Annotated in this window: 17 protein-coding genes; 10 read left to right on the forward strand and 7 right to left on the reverse strand. The window is 74.1% G+C overall.

Annotated features, from left to right (window positions below):
• Window positions 1-52: 52 nt before the first annotated feature.
• Window positions 53-1072 carry a Bug family tripartite tricarboxylate transporter substrate binding protein gene (locus ABD067_RS11080; protein WP_343895350.1) on the forward strand — a complete coding sequence of 340 codons (1020 nt, stop codon included), beginning with the start codon at window positions 53-55 and terminating at the stop codon, window positions 1070-1072.
• A 6-nt stretch (window positions 1073-1078) separates the two neighbouring features.
• Complete coding sequence (locus ABD067_RS11085; RefSeq protein WP_343895351.1) at window positions 1079-1858, forward strand: NUDIX hydrolase; 780 nt, start codon at window positions 1079-1081, stop codon at window positions 1856-1858.
• On the opposite strand, the gene ABD067_RS11090 is transcribed toward ABD067_RS11085, so the two are convergent.
• On the reverse strand, window positions 1813-2499 hold the full coding sequence (locus ABD067_RS11090; protein WP_343895352.1) for a TetR/AcrR family transcriptional regulator: 687 nt from the start codon (window positions 2497-2499) through the stop codon (window positions 1813-1815). The two genes, ABD067_RS11085 and ABD067_RS11090, sit on opposite strands and share 46 nt — an antisense overlap.
• Window positions 2500-2565: 66 nt before the next feature.
• On the opposite strand from ABD067_RS11090, the gene ABD067_RS11095 reads away from it, so the two are divergent.
• A complete protein-coding gene (locus tag ABD067_RS11095) occupies window positions 2566-3201 on the forward strand; it encodes a glutathione S-transferase C-terminal domain-containing protein (protein ID WP_343895353.1) in 636 nt (211 codons plus the stop codon).
• 16 nt (window positions 3202-3217) lie between these two features.
• Here the strand turns inward: ABD067_RS11095 and ABD067_RS11100 are convergent, their stop codons facing one another.
• The 3 genes from ABD067_RS11100 to ABD067_RS11110 form a co-directional block, all read right to left on the reverse strand.
• Window positions 3218-3934 (reverse strand): haloacid dehalogenase type II, encoded by a 717-nt coding sequence (locus ABD067_RS11100; RefSeq protein ID WP_343895354.1) that lies wholly within the window; start codon window positions 3932-3934, stop codon window positions 3218-3220.
• On the reverse strand, window positions 3934-4812 hold the full coding sequence (locus tag ABD067_RS11105; protein ID WP_343895355.1) for an isocitrate lyase/PEP mutase family protein: 879 nt from the start codon (window positions 4810-4812) through the stop codon (window positions 3934-3936). Before ABD067_RS11105 ends, ABD067_RS11100 begins: the two co-directional genes overlap by 1 nt.
• A gap of 146 nt (window positions 4813-4958) precedes the next feature.
• A complete protein-coding gene (locus tag ABD067_RS11110) occupies window positions 4959-5129 on the reverse strand; it encodes a hypothetical protein (protein ID WP_343895356.1) in 171 nt (56 codons plus the stop codon).
• Between the two features lie 266 nt (window positions 5130-5395).
• Here ABD067_RS11110 and ABD067_RS11115 point away from each other — a divergent pair, with 266 nt between their 5' ends.
• From ABD067_RS11115 to ABD067_RS11130, 4 genes are all read left to right on the forward strand, one after another.
• Window positions 5396-5806 carry a nuclear transport factor 2 family protein gene (locus tag ABD067_RS11115; RefSeq protein WP_343895357.1) on the forward strand — a complete coding sequence of 137 codons (411 nt, stop codon included), beginning with the start codon at window positions 5396-5398 and terminating at the stop codon, window positions 5804-5806.
• Window positions 5807-5923: 117 nt separating this feature from the next.
• Window positions 5924-6733: a sensor histidine kinase gene (locus ABD067_RS11120; protein ID WP_343895358.1), complete on the forward strand. Its 810-nt coding sequence runs from the start codon at window positions 5924-5926 to the stop codon at window positions 6731-6733.
• Window positions 6730-8280, forward strand: coding sequence for an ATPase domain-containing protein (locus ABD067_RS11125; RefSeq protein WP_343895359.1), 1551 nt, complete (start codon window positions 6730-6732; stop codon window positions 8278-8280). The genes ABD067_RS11120 and ABD067_RS11125 overlap by 4 nt, the downstream gene beginning before the upstream one ends.
• Before the next feature lie 4 nt (window positions 8281-8284).
• Window positions 8285-8653, forward strand: coding sequence for a response regulator (locus ABD067_RS11130; RefSeq protein WP_343895360.1), 369 nt, complete (start codon window positions 8285-8287; stop codon window positions 8651-8653).
• A gap of 70 nt (window positions 8654-8723) precedes the next feature.
• On the opposite strand, the gene ABD067_RS11135 is transcribed toward ABD067_RS11130, so the two are convergent.
• A complete protein-coding gene (locus ABD067_RS11135; RefSeq protein ID WP_343895361.1) occupies window positions 8724-9830 on the reverse strand; it encodes an LLM class flavin-dependent oxidoreductase in 1107 nt (368 codons plus the stop codon).
• An 82-nt stretch (window positions 9831-9912) separates the two neighbouring features.
• Window positions 9913-10803, reverse strand: a complete 891-nt coding sequence (locus tag ABD067_RS11140; protein WP_343895362.1) for an SDR family oxidoreductase — start codon at window positions 10801-10803, stop codon at window positions 9913-9915.
• A 116-nt stretch (window positions 10804-10919) separates the two neighbouring features.
• Here ABD067_RS11140 and ABD067_RS11145 point away from each other — a divergent pair, with 116 nt between their 5' ends.
• From ABD067_RS11145 to ABD067_RS11155, 3 genes are all read left to right on the forward strand, one after another.
• Complete coding sequence (locus tag ABD067_RS11145; RefSeq protein WP_343895363.1) at window positions 10920-11675, forward strand: SDR family oxidoreductase; 756 nt, start codon at window positions 10920-10922, stop codon at window positions 11673-11675.
• Window positions 11676-11762: 87 nt separating this feature from the next.
• Window positions 11763-13319, forward strand: a complete 1557-nt coding sequence (locus tag ABD067_RS11150) for a L,D-transpeptidase family protein (RefSeq protein ID WP_343895364.1) — start codon at window positions 11763-11765, stop codon at window positions 13317-13319.
• A complete protein-coding gene (locus ABD067_RS11155) occupies window positions 13320-13922 on the forward strand; it encodes a DUF882 domain-containing protein (protein WP_343895365.1) in 603 nt (200 codons plus the stop codon).
• A gap of 27 nt (window positions 13923-13949) precedes the next feature.
• Here the strand turns inward: ABD067_RS11155 and mepA are convergent.
• Window positions 13950-14778: penicillin-insensitive murein endopeptidase (gene mepA, locus ABD067_RS11160; protein WP_343895366.1), on the reverse strand; the 829-nt coding region annotated here is incomplete at its 5' end.

Below are 14778 nucleotides of genomic sequence, written 5' to 3' on the forward strand. Positions count from 1 at the left end.
CGGCGTTGCGCCAAACGGCAGTTTGCACCGGAACGGAAAGGGAGAAACGCCAATGGCGCCAACGCTCGGGGCAGGGGGCGGCCCGTTGCGCCGCCGCGAGCTGGGACTGCTCGGTTTGGGTGCCGTCGGCGGCGGGCTCGGCCTCGCCCCGCTCGTGGGCCGCGCGCAGTCCGCGGCATGGCCGGACCGGCCGGTGCGCCTCGTGGTGCCCTTCGGGCCGGGCGGCGCCATCGACACCCTGTCCCGCACGGTGGCCAACGCCTTCCCGGCGCACGCGAACGGGCAGAGCCTGGTGGTGGAGAACCGCGGAGGCGCCGGCGGCACCATCGCCGGCGCGGCGGTGGCGCAGGCGCGGCCGGACGGCTCCACCCTGATGATGGCGGACCTCGGCGCCAACGCCATCGGCCACGAGATGGCGCGCATACCCTACGACCCGACCAAGGCGTTCACGGCCATCTGCCACCTGGTGAACCTGCCGCTGGTGCTGCTGGTGCCCGCCGACAGCCCGGCGAAGGACGTGGCCGGGTTGGCGAAGCTGGCGAAGGACAAGCCGGACCTGCCCTACGCGCACCCGGGCATCGGCTACATCGGCCACCTGGCGCAGGAGCTGATGATGCGCAGCTTGGGCATCAGCATGACGCCGGTGCCCTACCGCAGCGGCGCCGAGGTGGTGCGGAGCCTCCTGTCCAAGGAGACCGAGAGCGCGTTCATCACCGTCTCCACCTCCCTGCCGCACATACGCGAGGGCAAGCTCCGCGCCCTTGCGGTGGGGTCCAAGACGCCGGTGCCTCTCCTGCCGGGCGTGCCGCCGCTCGCCGCCACGATCCCCGACTTCGAAGCGCAGGTGTGGCACGGCATCGTCGGCCCGGCCGGGCTGCCGCCGGAGGTCGTGGCCGCCGCCAACCGCGCGTTCAACGCCGTGGCCCGCCAGCCGGAGGTGCGGCAAGCGGTGGAGCAGGTGCAGGCGGGCGAGGTGGTCGGCGGCACGCCGGAGCAGTTCGCGGCCTTCATCAAGGGGCAGACGGAGCGCTGGGTGCCGGTGATCCGGGCCGCCGGCATCAAGGCGGATTAGGCGGCGATGGCCGACGCCGCCCCGCCCGTCCCCGCGCGCCCCGCCTCGACGGTGCTGCTGCTGCGCGACGGCGCGGCGGGGCGGCTGGAGGTGTTCATGGTGGTGCGCCACCGCGAGATCGAGTTCGCGGGCGGCGCGCTGGTGTTCCCCGGCGGGCGGGTGGAGGAGGCGGACGGCGCCCTGGCCGGCGACGACCCGCTCGGCGCCTTCCGCATCGCCGGCATCCGCGAAACCTTCGAGGAGTGCGGCGTGCTGCTGGCCCGGCCGCGCGGCGAGGCCGGGATGGTGCGCGCCGAGCGGCTGCTGGCCGTCGCCGACCGGCACCACGGGGCGCTGCTGCGCAACGAGCGCTCCTTGCCGGAGGTGCTGGCGGCGGAGGGATTGGAGCCGGCCAGCGACGCGCTGGCGCATTGGGCGCATTGGGTGACGCCGGCTTCGCGCTCCAAGCGCTTCGACACGCACTTCTTCCTGGCTGCGGCGCCGCCGGACCAGTTGGCGGTGCATGACGGGCTGGAGTCGGTCGACTCCATTTGGATCGAGCCCGCGCAGGCGGTGGCGGAGGCGGACGCCGGCAAGCGGCGCCTGGTCTTCGCCACCCGCAAGAACCTGGAAAAGCTCGCGCGGCACGCCACCGTGGCCGACGCGATGGCGGCGGCGCGCTCGGCGACGGTGGTGCGGGTGCAGCCCGAGATGGTGCGCGCCGGGGAGGGCTGGCGCCTCCGCATCCCGCCGGAGGCCGACTACGGCGGCGACCTCTTCGAGACGCTGGACGCGCCGGCGATCTGATCCGCCTCGGACGGCGCCGGCCCGCAGAGCAGGTCCACCGCCGCGGCCGCGATGGCCTCCATCTCCGCCGCCGGCGCCCCGGCGCGGGCGCGCACCGCGAAGCCGTGCATCACCGACGAGGCCAGGCCGGCGAGCGCGGCGTCGTCGGCCGGCGCGCCGGCGGGCAGGTCGCCCTCCTCGCGCGCGGCGGCGAAGCGCGCTTCCAGGATGCGGTCGGCGCCGTGCAGGTCGGACAGCAGCGCGTCCCGCACCTCGGCGTCGTTCACCGCTTCCGCCAGGGCGGTGCCGACGAGGAAGCAGCCGCGCGCCGCCTTCTCGCCCGACAGGTAGAAGGCGATCGTCCGCGCGAAGGCGCGCTCCAGCGCGGCGCGGAGCGGGCGGCGCGCCAGCAGCTTCTCCAACGCGGCGAGCGTGCCCTCGGAGTAGCGGCGCATGGCCGCGCGGTAGAGCGCGCGCTTGTCGCCGAAGGCGAGGTAGAGGCTCGGCCGGTTCAGGCCGGTGGCGGCGCCGAGCGCGTCCAGCGAGGTGCCGGCGAAGCCCGCGTCCCAGAACGCGTCCATGGCGCGGTCCAGGGCGGCGTCCGGGTCGAAGCCCCGGGGGCGGCCGCGCGGCTTGCCGCCTCCGGCATTTTGTACCGTCATGCACAAAATCCTTGACCCGACACATTCCATGCGGGACGGTACACAAATGGGAAGGAGTTCGCCGCCATGGACCTCTACTTCGCCCCGTTCGCCTGCTCGATGGCCACCCGCATCGCCTTCTACGAGGCGGGCGCGGAGGCCCGGTACATCGAGGTCGACACCAAGACCGGCCGCACCCTGGCCGGGGACGATTTCCTCGCCATCAACCCGCTCGGCCAGGTGCCGGTGCTCCGCACCGACGAGGGGTGGCTGCTGACGGAGAACGCCGCGATCCTCCAGCACGTGGCGGAGCGCCTGCCGGCGGCGGGGCTGATGCCGGAGGACGGCCTGGGCCGGGACCGATTGCGCGAATGGCTCTCCTTCGTCTCGACCGAATTGCACAAGGCGGTTTTCACGCCACTGCTCTCGTCCTGGGCCCCGGACGGCGCCAAGGCGTTCGCGCGCGAGTTGGCCGGGCCGCGCTTCGACCGCCTTTCGCGCCACCTCGACGGGCGGCCCTTCCTGCTCGACCGCTTCGGAGTGGCGGACGCCTACCTCGCGGTGGTGCTCATCTGGACGCGGGCGGCGGGCCTCGACCCGGCGGCGTGGCCGGCGGTGCGCGCCTGGCACAAGGCGATCCTCGAACGGCCGAGCGTGGCCCGCGCCGTGCGGGAGGAGCGGGTCTTGTACGAGGCGGAGCAGGCCCGGCACGCCGCGGCCTGAGCGCCGCCGCGCCGCCTCAGCAGCCGAGCTTGCGCGCCAGGTCCTGGAAGTCGGCGGCGACCACGTCCCAGGGCTCGTCCGGGCCGAGGTCGGTGGCCTGGTCCGGGCCGTGCTCCGTCCGACGCAGCACGAAGGCGGTGGCGAGGCCGCTTTGCCGCGCGGCGCGGAGGTCGCCGTTGTGGGCGGCGACGAGGCAGAGTTCGTCGGGGCGGATGCCGAGGATGTCGGCGGTGCGGAGGTAGGCTTCGGGCTGCGGCTTGTAGGCGCCCGCCACCTCGGCGCCGAGGATCGCGTCCCAGGGGATGGCGGCGCGCTTGGCCATGTTCAGCAGAAGCGCGACGTTGCCGTTGGAGAGCGGCGCCAGCACGTAGCGGCGGCGAAGGCGGGTGAGGCCGGCGACCGCCTCCGGCCAGGGGTCGAGGCGGTGCCAGGCGCGGTTCATCGCGTCCAGTTCGGCTTCGCCGATGCGGGCGGGGTCCAGGCCGTTGTCGCGCAGGACGTTCTCCAGGTTCTCCCGGTGCAGCACGTCGAGCCGCGTGAAGGGGCGGCGGCCGGCGCGGCACTCCTCCATGGCGGGCTGGTAGCGCTTGCGCCACGCGTCGGCGAAGGCGCGCGGGTCCAGGTCCGGGCGGCCGTGGCGGGCGAGGAAGGGCGCGGCGTCGCGGGCGATGCCCTCGCGCCAGTCCACGACGGTGCCGAACACGTCGAAGACGAGGGCCTTGACGCGCTCCATCACCGCGGCGCCTCCGACGACGACCAGCGCTTCTCGAAGTCCCAGACCTCCGGGAAGCCCATCAGTTCGCAGATGCGGCCGAAGCCGTAGCTTTCACCCGGCGGGAGGCCGGTGCTGTCGCCGTGCGCCTTCAGGTGGGCGTAGGCGCGCTCCAGCGCCGCGGCCGCGGCGAGGAAGCCCACGGCCGGGTAGATGGCGATGGCGTAGCCGAGCTGCGCCAGGCGCTCGGCCGGCAGGATCGGCGTGCGGCCGCCCTCGACCATGTTGGCGAGCAGCGGCTTGCGGATGGAGCGGCCGATCTCGGCCATCTCGGCCTCGGATTCCGGGCTCTCGATGAACACCACGTCGGCGCCGGCCTCCGCGTAGAGGCGGCCGCGGCGGATCGCCTCGTCCAGGCCATGCGTGGTGCGGGCGTCGGTGCGGGCGACGATGAGGAAGTCCGGGTTCCGGCGGGTTTCGGCGGCGACGCGGACCTTCAGCGCCATCTCCTCCGCCGGGATGACGCGGCGGCCCGGCGTGTGGCCGCACTTCTTGGGCGTTTCCTGGTCCTCGAGCTGGATGCCGGCGACCCCCGCCGCCTCGTAGCCGGCGACCGTGTGGCGGACGTTGAGCAGGCCGCCGTAGCCGGTGTCGGCGTCCGCTATGATCGGCGTGCGGCAGCCCTCGGCGAAGGTCCGCACCCGACCGAGCATGTCCGTGTAGGTGGCGAGGCCGGCGTCGGGCAGGCCGAGGTGCGAGGCGACGGTGCCGAAGCCGGTGGCGTAGAGGGCGGCGAAGCCCATGCCGTCCGCTACCTTGGCGCTGATCATGTCGAAGACGCCGGGCGCGACGACGAAGCGCCGGTGCTGCAAGGCGCGGCGCAAGGCGGGGTTGGACATGGGGCATCCCTGGCGGCGGCGGCGGGGAGTGCCGCGCGGCGCCCCAGTGTTCCCCGAAGCCCGGCCGGACTCAAGGCGGGCCGGAACCGCTCGGGCCGCCCTTCGGGACACGGCCCCGTCCGCGCCAGTGAAGGCTGCGTCCGGATTCAGGAACCGATGTAGGTGGGGAGCAGCGCCACGATGCGGTTGAAGAGCGGCTGGAAGGCCCCCACGAGGATGGCGGCCGCCGCCGATCCGATCACGGCGTATTCCACCGCCGTCGAGCCCTTCCGGTCGATTGAAGCGCGAGCGGCGCTGCGCATCACCCAGGCCACCATGGCTAGTCCTCCCGCTGAAGCGTTGGTTCCCGCCCGGGCGCGCGCGCCGCCGGCCGACGGCCGGATGCGGGCCCGCGCCGTGCCCTTGGTTGGGTGCGACCCCGCATCGCCCAGGACCGAAACCGACCGCTATGACGATCCTATATCGTAACGTTTCGCGGCGCAAGCCATCATTTCGAAGAGGCCGGGGGCGCACCCCCGCGCTCCACCTCGGGCCCCGGGTGTGCGAGGCTCCCGCCGGGCCAGCGACCCGAGGAGACAACCCCATGCCCGACGCCAGCGGCAAGGCCGCTTCGACGACGACCAGCGGCGACGTTTCCGCCATCGAGGCGGTGATCCGGACCTACTTCGACGGGCTGTACGAAGGCGACGTCGAGAAGCTCGGCGCCGCTTTCCACCCCGTGAGCCACCTCTACAGCGAGCGCGACGGGGAGGTTGTGGACCTGCCGCGTGAGCGGTGGTTCGAGATGGTGCGCAACCGACCGTCGCCGGCCGCGTCCGGCCTCGCGCGGGACGACCGCATCCTCCTGCTCGACATCAGCGGGCCGGAAACGGCGTTCGTGAAGGTCGCCTGCCAGATCCCGCCGCGCTACTTCACCGACTACCTCGTGCTGAACCGCACGAAAGCGGGCTGGAAGATCGTGAGCAAGGTGTTCCGCGCGGACGTGCGCGACTGAAGGTCGCCTTGTATCCGCGCCGGTGCCGTCGTTGGCGCCGGCGCTTCCGCTGTTTCCCGCCCCACGCGGGCGTGCCAGAAGTGCCGGCGACGCGGGGAGTGGAGGGCGACGACGCGGATGCCGGCAGGGCCTCCTGGGGACGGCGACCTCGCCAGCGCCACCGCGGACGAGTTGCGCGCCGCCGTCGCCGAGTTGCGCGCGGCGGTGCGGGCGCGGGACGACTTCATCGCCATCGCCGCGCACGAGCTTCGCAACCCGATGACGCCCATCGCCGGCCAGGTCCACTTGCTGCTCGCGGCGGCACGGCGCGGCGGGTCGTCGCAGGCGCAGGTCGCGGCCGGGCTGGAGCGGTTGGAGGTCGCCGTCCGGCACTATCTCCGGCGCGCTACCACGCTGCTCGACATCTCGCGCGCCAGCTCCGGCCAGATCCGCCTCGAACCGGCCGCCACGGACGTTTCCGCCGTCGTGCGCGAGACCGTGGAAGGCTACGCGCCGCTGGCGGCGCGGGCCGGGTGCGCGCTGCGGCTCGACGTCCGGGACGGCGTGGCCGCCACCCTCGACCGCTTGGCGGTCGAGCAGGTGCTCGACAACCTGCTCTCGAACGCCCTGCGGTTCGGCGCCGGCAAGCCGATCGACGTGGGGCTCGCGGCCGGCGCGGACGATCTCACGCTGGCGGTGCGGGACCGGGGCGCCGGGCTTTCCGAAGCGGACCGCGCCCGGATCTTCGGGCGTTTCGAGCAGGCGGTCGGCCAAAGGCGGAACGGCGGCTTCGGCATCGGCCTTTGGCTGGTCCGGCGGCTGGTGGACGCCATGCGCGGCGGCATCGCGGTCGAGAGCCGCCCCGGTGAGGGCGCAACCTTCGTCGTCCGCTTGCCTTTGCGCATGGACGAAGGGGCTGCGGCAGGGGAGGGGGAAGGGCGGACATGACGGAGGAGGGCGCCGGCGGGCCCGGTCCCGCCGCGGGGATCGAAGGACGGCTGCAGCGCGTGCCGACCGGCGTGCCGGGGCTCGACGCCGTGTTGCGCGGCGGCCTGTTCGCGGGCGGCGGCTACATCGTGCGCGGCGGCCCGGGCGCCGGCAAGACGATACTGGCCAACCAGGTCTGCTTCCAACACGCCAGGGCCGGCGGCAAGGCGCTGTTCGTGACGCTGCTGGCCGAGAACCACGCCCGCATGGTCCAGCACCTGGAGCGGCTCGGGTTCTACGATCCCGCCCTGGTCCCTAACGGAGTGTACTACGTAAGCGCGTTCCGCGCTTTGGAAGAGGGCGGGCTAAGGGGCTTGATGACCCTGCTGCGCCGCGAGGTCCGCGCCCGCGGCGCGACCGTGCTCGCCGTGGACGGGCTGATGGCGGTCGCGGAGGGCGGCGACTCGGACCGCGAGTTCCGCAAGTTCTTCCACGAGCTGCAGGCCTTCATCTCGACCGAGGGCTGCGTGGCGCTGCTGCTCGTCAGCAGCAGCCGCGCCGAGCACCACCCAGAGCACACCATGGTGGACGGCCTCATCGCGTTGGAGGACTCGCGGGTCGGCAGCCGGTCGCAGCGCGAGCTGGAGGTGCGGAAATCGCGCGGCTCCGGCGCGCTGCGCGGGCGGCACCCGTTCCGCATCACCGATGGCGGCATCGCCGTCTATCCGCGCATCGAGGCGTTGCTGGCACGGCCTTCGCAGCCGGACGGCAGACCCGACGGGAGGGTTTCGACCGGCGTGCCGGCGCTCGACGGCATGATGGGCGGCGGGCCGCTGGCCGGGACGACGACGCTCGTGCTCGGCGCTTCGGGCACCGGCAAGACGACGCTCGGGATGCACTACCTGGCCCGGTCGAGCGAACGGGAGCCGGGGCTGCACTTCGGCTTCTACGAGACGCCCGACCGCTTGGCGGCCTACGCCGCGTCCATGGGCCTCGACCTCGACGGTCCCGTCCAGCGGGGCGACCTCGAAATCCTGTGGCGGCCGACGGCCGAGCAGATCATGGACGACCTCGGGAGCCAATTGATCGAAGCGGTGCGCCGGCGCGGCGTGAAGCGGCTCTTCGTGGACGGCCTCGGCGGCTACCTGGAAGCGATCGACCGGCGGGAGCGGGTGAGCCAGGTCTTCGCCGCGCTGTGCAACGAGCTGCGCGCGCTCGGCGTCACCACGTTCGTCGCCGGCGAAACCATGAACCTCGTCGGCCCGGAGGTCGCCGTGCCGGTTGAGGGCGTTTCGGTGATCGTGGACAACATGGTGCTGCTGCGCTTCGTCGAGCTCCGGGCGCGGCTGCACCGGCTGGTGTCCGTGATGAAGGTGCGGGGCAGCGACTTCGACCTGGCGCTGCGCGAGTTCCGCATCACCGGCGCCGGAATTGAGCTGGCCGGCACCTTCGCGGACGCCGAGTCCGTCATGAGCGGCTTCGGCGTCGAACGCCAAGCGGCCGTTCGCCGCGGCTCGGCCTTCGCCCCGGGGAAGGGCCCGACGCGGCCGCGCGGCGGTGGCGGGTAGCCCTATGGCGACGGTGCTGGTCATAGACGACGAGTTCGGGCTCGCCGAGGTGATCGAGATGGCCCTCGAAGACGAGGGGCACCGCGTGATCGCGGCGGTGAACGGCGAGCAGGGGTTGGAGCGGCTGGCCGAAGCGGCCGTGGACCTGGTGCTCCTCGACTACATGATGCCGATCCTGGACGGGCCGGGCGTGCTCCGGGCCATGCGGGCGGAACCCGTGCTGCGGCTCATCCCCGTGGTGCTGATGACCTCGCTCGACGAGGCCACCGCGCGGCGCGGGTGCGAAGGCTTCGTGGCGTTCCTCCGCAAGCCGTTCCGGATCGAGGCGCTGGTCCGGACCGTGGCCGCGGCGCTCGCGGGCGGGGGCCGTTGACCCGCGCCGGGCGGCCCCGCCGGGCGGCCCAGCGGGGCGGCCCGGCGGCCTCCCGGCGCGCCGCGCCTCCCTACTCCGCCGCCGCCAGGGCCGGCTTCGGCACCAGGTGCTTCACGCGCGGCAGCACCTCCGTTTGCAGCAGGCCGAGCGAGGTGCGCCAGGCTTCCGGGTTCTCGGCGTAGTCGAAGCCGAACACCAGGATCTGCCCGAAGCCGCCGACCTCCTCGTAGACCTTCTCCAGCTTCTCGGCGACCGTCGCGGGCGATCCGACGAGCCAGTTGCGCTTGGCGCAGTACTCCACCGTCACGTCGCTGTCCGGCACCTCGGGGCTGTGCTTCAGGTATTCGAGGAAGCCGAAATTGGCGAGCAGCTTCAGGAAGTACTCGCCCATCATGCGGCCCATCATGGAGCCGACGGACAGGCGCCACGCCTCCTCGTCCGTCTCGGCCACGAAGACCTCGCGCACCAGGCGCCAGTCGCGGCGGTCGGGCGTGCGGCCGGTGCGGCGCGCGCCGGCTTCGACGCTGTCCCAATGGCTGGAAACGTAAGCCGGGTTGAGGTTCAGCGACATCGGCAGGTAGCCGCGCTCGCCGGCCAGCTTCAACGTGTCGGAGTTCTTGGAGAGGCCGGCGACGCCGATCGGCGGGTGCGGCTTCTGCAGCGGCTTGATGTGCGGCTCCAGGAAGCCGAACATCCGCTCGGGCCGGTCCACCTTCCAATACTTGCCTTCGTGGTGGAAAGGCTGGTCCTCGGTCCAGAGGCGGAGGATGATCTCCAAGGCCTCACGCGTCATCTCGCGGTTGGCGCCGGACATGCCGTCCACGTTGAACATCGCCCAGTCGCTCGGCAGGCCGCTGGCGGCGATGCCGAAGTTGAGGCGGCCTTCCGACAGGTGGTCGAGCATGGCGACGCGGTTCGCCAACTCGGCGGGGTGGTGGTAGGGCAGCAGGAAGCCGCCGGGGCCGATGCGGAGGCGCTTGGTCTGCATCAGCGCCTGGGCGATCAGGAGGTCGGGCGCCGGGTGCGGCTCCCAGGCGGCGGTGTGGTGCTCGCCGATCCAGGCTTCGGTGAAGCCGAGTTCGTCCAACCAGCGCAGGGCCTTGAGGTCGAAGTCGTGCCCTTCCTTCAGGCCGCGCTCCGGCGGGTGCGAGGGCATGGCGAAGTACCCGAATTCCATGGCCGTCCTCCTTTGCCTCGTTGGTTGGGGCGATGCTCAACCGGCCGGGGGTCGGGGCGCAAGCGTCCGTTCGGGCACCGGGTCAGGCGGGCTTCGCGGACCCCCTTTGCGCCCGGTCGGCCTCGTTGCGGGCGCGGATGCGCTCGCGCGCGTCCTTCCACTCGGCGTCGCCCCACGCGAACAGGTCGTTGAAGCCGCCGCCGCCCTTCATCCAGCCGCCGCCGTCGAGCGCGATCGTCTCGCCGTTCACCCATGTCGGCGCGAGCAGGAAGGCGGCGAGGTTGCCGATGTCCTCCGCCGTGCCGACGCGGCCCATCGGGTTGCCTGCGGCGGCCTTGGCGGTCGGGTCGTCGTCGCCGGGGCGAAGGCGGGCGTACATGCCTTCCGTCGGGATGGTGCCCGGCGCGATGGCGTTGAGCCTGATGCCGTAGCGGCCCCACTCCACCGCCAGCGACTTGGTCATGGCGTCCACCCCGGCCTTCGACATGGCGGAGGGCACCACGAAGGGGCTGCCGGTGCGCACCCAGGTCACGACGATGGAGACGACGGCGTGGCCGCCCCTCTTCTCGGCGATCCAGCGGCGGCCGACCGCGTGCGTCACCTGGAAGGAACCGTGGAAGACGATATCGGCGATGGCGCGGAAGGCGCGGTGCGACAGGTCCTCCGTGCGGCTGACGAAGTTGCCGGCGGCGTTGTTGACGAGGTGCGTGCAGGGCGCGCCGGCGTCCCAGGCGGCGGAAACGGCGCGCTCCACGGCGTCGGGGTCCTTGATGTCGACCGCCTGCCAACGCGCCATGCCGGGATGCGCCACGTTCATCGCCGCCGCCGCTTCCTCGGCCACGGTGGGTCGGCGGCCCCAGATCTCGACCGCGCCTCCGAGCGCGAGGAAGCGCTCCGCCATCATCCGGCCGAGCCCCGTGGCGCCGCCGGTGACGAGCACGCGCTGGCCGGCGAAGAGGTCGTTCCTGAACATCGCGGCATCCTCCCTCCTTGTCGCGCCGATGCTGCCGCAAGCGCCGCCGGGATGACAGCCCGGCGGCGCGCGGGCAGGCTCGGCCGCGACGGAGGCAGCGGACGCAGGAGGTTGGGATGGCGGACCGTCGTGTTGTGCTCGTGACCGGGGGAGGGCGCGGCATCGGCGCCGCCGTCGTGCGGTTGGCCGCCGCGCGCGGCTACGACGTGTGCCTCACCTACCTCGGCGACTCCGGGCGGGCGGAGGAGACGGCCGCGGCGGCGCGGGAAGCCGGCGCGCGCGTGCTGGCGCTGCGGGCCGATGTCGGCGACGCGGCCGCGCGCGAGCGGTGCTTCGCCGCGCTCGACGCCGAGTGGGGCGGGCGGCTCGACGCGCTGGTGAACAACGCCGGCATCACCGGGGCGGCCGGACGCTTGGCGGACATCCCCGACGCGGTGTGGGAAGCGGTGATGCGGACCAACGTGCTCGGCCTCGCCGCGTGCTCGCGCGAAGCGGTGCGGCGCATGTCCACCGCGCGGGGCGGGCGCGGCGGCGGCATCGTCAACGTGTCGTCGCGCGCCTCCGCCCTGGGCGGGCCGGGGGAGTGGATACACTACGCCGCCAGCAAGGGCGCGGTGGACACCTTCACGGTCGGACTTTCCAAAGAGGTCGCGGCGGAGGGCATCCGGGTCAACGCGGTGAACCCGGGGCTGATCGACACCGAACTGCACGCCGCGGCCGGGATGCCGGACCGGGTGGCGCGCGGCGCGGCGGGCGTGCCGATGGGGCGCGGCGGCACCGCGGAGGAGGTGGCCGAGGCGGTGCTGTGGCTGCTTTCCGACGCCGCGAGCTACGTCACCGGCGCGTGCCTGCCGATCGGCGGGGGGCGGTAGCCGGGAAACGCCGCCGGGGCGCCGGCGCGCATTCCGATGCGATGTCAAAACTTGCCCTCGGGCCCGGGGCGGTTGTATCAAGGAGGCGTGCTTCCGTCCCGTTCTGCCCTGCTCGCGCTGGGCCTCCTCGCCGCCTTCATCCCCGGACCGTCCGCCGCCACCGGCACCGACGCGCCGATGGCCAGGGAGGCGGCGGCGGGGGCCGTCGCGCCGGCCTTCGCGCGCCTGGCCGACCGCCTGCGGCGCCTGGGGGAGGACGGGCTCGACCCGCGGGCCTACGGCATCCCCGACGACGCCTTCGCGGAAGCCGATCCGGCGGCCTGGCACGCGGCGCTGCTGCGCGCCGCCTCGCTCGCCTTGGCCGACCTGGCGCACGGCCGCGTGCAGAACCTCGCCGGCCGGCCCGACCTGCGCCGCGACCCGGCCGCGCACCCGTTGGCCCCCTTGGTGGAAAGCCTCTCCTCCGCGGCCGAACCGGCCGCGGTGATCGAGCGCGCCGCCTTCCTGCCGGCCGACGCCGCACCGCTCAAGGCGGCGCTGGCGGCGGCGCGGGCGCGGGTGGAGGCGGGCGGCTGGCCGACGGTCCCCGCCGGCGAGGGCACGCTGGAGCCGGGCGCCTCGGACCCGGTCCGCGTGCCCGCGCTCCGCGCCCGGCTCGCCGTGACCGACCCGCTGCTGACCGCCCCCCCGCCCGAGGACCCCGCGGTCTACGACCCGGTGCTGGTCGCGGCCGTGCAGCGCTTCCAGGCGGAGCAGGGGTTGCAGCCGGACGGGCGCGTGGGCCGCATGTCCCTCGCCGCGCTCAACCGGCCGGCCGAGGCCTTGGTGCGGCAGTTGCGGGTGGCGCTCGACATGCGGCGCGCGCCGGCGCCGGCGCCGGCGGAGCGGCGCATCGAGGTGAACGTCGCGCACCAGCGCCTGCAGGTGCTGGAGCGGGGGCGGACCCTGCTCGACATGGCGGTGGTCGTCGGCCGGCCGGACCGGCAGACGCCGATGATGCGGCTGCGGATGAACGCGGTGCAGTTCAACCCGCCCTGGGGCGTGCCCGAGCGGAACGCCAAGGAGGACCTGCTGCCGAAGTTCCGGCGCAACGCGCGGGCGATGGCGGAGAAGGGCTTCCGCGTGTACCAACTCGTGGACGGCGAGCGGGTGGAGGTGGACCCGCTTTCCATCGATTGGAAGGCTGTCAGCCGCGAGCGCTTCCCCTACATCGTCCGCCAGGACGCGGGGGCGGCGAACGCCCTCGGGCGGATCAAGTTCATCATGCCGAACACCGAAGACATCTTCATGCACGACACCCCGGACCGGCACCTGTTCACCCGCCCGGAGCGCGCCTTCTCCTCGGGCTGCATCCGGCTGGAGCGGCCGCTGGACCTGCTCGACCTGGTGCTGGAGGGCACGGCGGGGTGGGACCGGGCGCGCGCGGTCGGCGTCCTCGACGGCCGCGCCACCGCTTCCATCGCGCTGGCCCGCCCGCTGCCTGTTCGGCTGCACTACACGACCGCCGTGGTCGAAGCGGGCGAGGTGCGGGTCCGGCCCGACATCTACGGGCTGGACGAAGCCTACGCCCGCGCCCTGGACGCGCCGGCGCGGCGGCCGCCCGCCGTGGCATCGGGGCCGGCGCGCGTCGCCGGCGTGCGCTGAGTGCGGCGTCCGCGCCTCGCCTGCCCCTGCTGCGAGGGCGGCGGTTGCGGGCACGCGGTCGGCCGGCGCGGCGTTTTGGGCGCGGGGCTCGGCCTCGGCTGCTTCGCCGCGGTCGGGCCCGGCGGGGCGGCGGCGCTGGCCCAGGGCGTGGCGGGCGGCGCCCCGCGCCGGTTGTCGATCCAGCGGGTGCAGACCGGTGAAACCTTCGACGACGTCTACTGGAGGGACGGCCGGTACGACCGCGAGGCGCTCCGCCGGCTCGACTGGGTGTTCCGCGACCCCTCCCTGGACGAGGCGACGCCGATGGACCCGCGCCTCTTCGACGTGCTGCACACCATGGCGCGGCTGCTCGATGCCGCGGAAGCCTTCCAGGTGGTGAGCGGCTACCGCGCGCCGGAAACCAACGCGGCGCGCGCGCGGGCTTCGCGCCGGGTGTCGCGCGTCAGCCTGCACATGTCCGGCATGGCCGCGGACGTGCGGCTGCCGGGGCGCGATTCCACGGCGATGGCGCGGCTGGCCGCGGAGATGCAGGTGGGGGGCGTCGGCCTTTACCGCCGGGACGGCTTCGTCCACCTGGACTGCGGCCCGGCCCGGCGCTGGTAGGCGCCGCGGCCGCCCGTCCGGACCCGCTCACCCGCCGTTCAGGATCGCGGCGCAGGCCGCCGGCAGGGGCGGCGGCGGCGGGGCCGAGGGGCGCGGCGGCGGTTGCCGCGCTTCGGGCGTGAGCCACCAGTCGAGGGAGGCGTCGCAGCCGTCCGCGGGCGGCGGCGGCGGCGCGTCCCGGCACTCCGTTTGCCCGGCCGGGCAGCGCAGGCGCACGTGCATGTGGGAATCGTGGCCGCGCCACGGCCGGACGCGGCGGAGCCAGGGGGCGCCGGCCTCAGCGCGGCACAACTCGCGCTTGATGGCGTGGTTGACCAGCACCCGGTCCACCGCCGGCGACTCCGCCGCCAAGCGGATGAGTGTTGCGTGCCCCGGACGCCATTGCGCTCGCGACACGCCGGTTTCGTCCGGCAGCACCAGGGACGCCACGCGCACGTCCTCCCGCGCGGCGGCGGGCGTGCGCCCTTTGGGCGACAGGTCGAGCCAGATGTCCACGTCCAGGCCGGTTTGGTGGCTGGCGTGGCCGTAGGGCATCGGTCCACCCCGCGGCTGCGCCATGTCGCCGATCCAAAGCTCGGGGAGGCCGCGCGCCCGTGCGGCGCCGGCGAAGTCCTGCACGAAGGCGAGCAGGGCGGGGTGGCCCCAGTTGCGGTTCCGGGACAAGCGCACCGCCTGCCAGCCCGGCCCGTCGGCCGGCAGAGGCTGCGCCCCGGCCAGGCAGCCGAGCGCCGGGCTGCCGACGACCCGGGCCGGCCCGGGCGCCGGCCCCGACACGGCCGCCCACCGGGCGGCGGCGCAGGACGCGGCGGCCGGCGGCGGTTGAGCGGCGCCGGCCGGCTCCGGTCCGGCGGCCTCG

This window comes from Craurococcus roseus, from assembly GCF_039523795.1.
Taxonomy (GTDB): domain Bacteria; phylum Pseudomonadota; class Alphaproteobacteria; order Acetobacterales; family Acetobacteraceae; genus Craurococcus; species Craurococcus roseus.

Excerpts from the sequence above, each read along its gene's own strand:
- ABD067_RS11080 (WP_343895350.1), top strand. The coding sequence starts at position 53 with ATGGCGCCAACGCTCGGGGCAGGGGGCGGCCCGTTGCGCCGCCGCGAG.
- ABD067_RS11085 (WP_343895351.1), top strand. The coding sequence starts at position 1,079 with ATGGCCGACGCCGCCCCGCCCGTCCCCGCGCGCCCCGCCTCGACGGTG.
- ABD067_RS11090 (WP_343895352.1), bottom strand. The coding sequence starts at position 2,499 with ATGACGGTACAAAATGCCGGAGGCGGCAAGCCGCGCGGCCGCCCCCGG.
- ABD067_RS11095 (WP_343895353.1), top strand. The coding sequence starts at position 2,566 with ATGGACCTCTACTTCGCCCCGTTCGCCTGCTCGATGGCCACCCGCATC.
- ABD067_RS11100 (WP_343895354.1), bottom strand. The coding sequence starts at position 3,934 with ATGGAGCGCGTCAAGGCCCTCGTCTTCGACGTGTTCGGCACCGTCGTG.
- ABD067_RS11105 (WP_343895355.1), bottom strand. The coding sequence starts at position 4,812 with ATGTCCAACCCCGCCTTGCGCCGCGCCTTGCAGCACCGGCGCTTCGTC.
- ABD067_RS11110 (WP_343895356.1), bottom strand. The coding sequence starts at position 5,129 with ATGGTGGCCTGGGTGATGCGCAGCGCCGCTCGCGCTTCAATCGACCGG.
- ABD067_RS11115 (WP_343895357.1), top strand. The coding sequence starts at position 5,396 with ATGCCCGACGCCAGCGGCAAGGCCGCTTCGACGACGACCAGCGGCGAC.
- ABD067_RS11120 (WP_343895358.1), top strand. The coding sequence starts at position 5,924 with ATGCCGGCAGGGCCTCCTGGGGACGGCGACCTCGCCAGCGCCACCGCG.
- ABD067_RS11125 (WP_343895359.1), top strand. The coding sequence starts at position 6,730 with ATGACGGAGGAGGGCGCCGGCGGGCCCGGTCCCGCCGCGGGGATCGAA.
- ABD067_RS11130 (WP_343895360.1), top strand. The coding sequence starts at position 8,285 with ATGGCGACGGTGCTGGTCATAGACGACGAGTTCGGGCTCGCCGAGGTG.
- ABD067_RS11135 (WP_343895361.1), bottom strand. The coding sequence starts at position 9,830 with ATGGAATTCGGGTACTTCGCCATGCCCTCGCACCCGCCGGAGCGCGGC.
- ABD067_RS11140 (WP_343895362.1), bottom strand. The coding sequence starts at position 10,803 with ATGTTCAGGAACGACCTCTTCGCCGGCCAGCGCGTGCTCGTCACCGGC.
- ABD067_RS11145 (WP_343895363.1), top strand. The coding sequence starts at position 10,920 with ATGGCGGACCGTCGTGTTGTGCTCGTGACCGGGGGAGGGCGCGGCATC.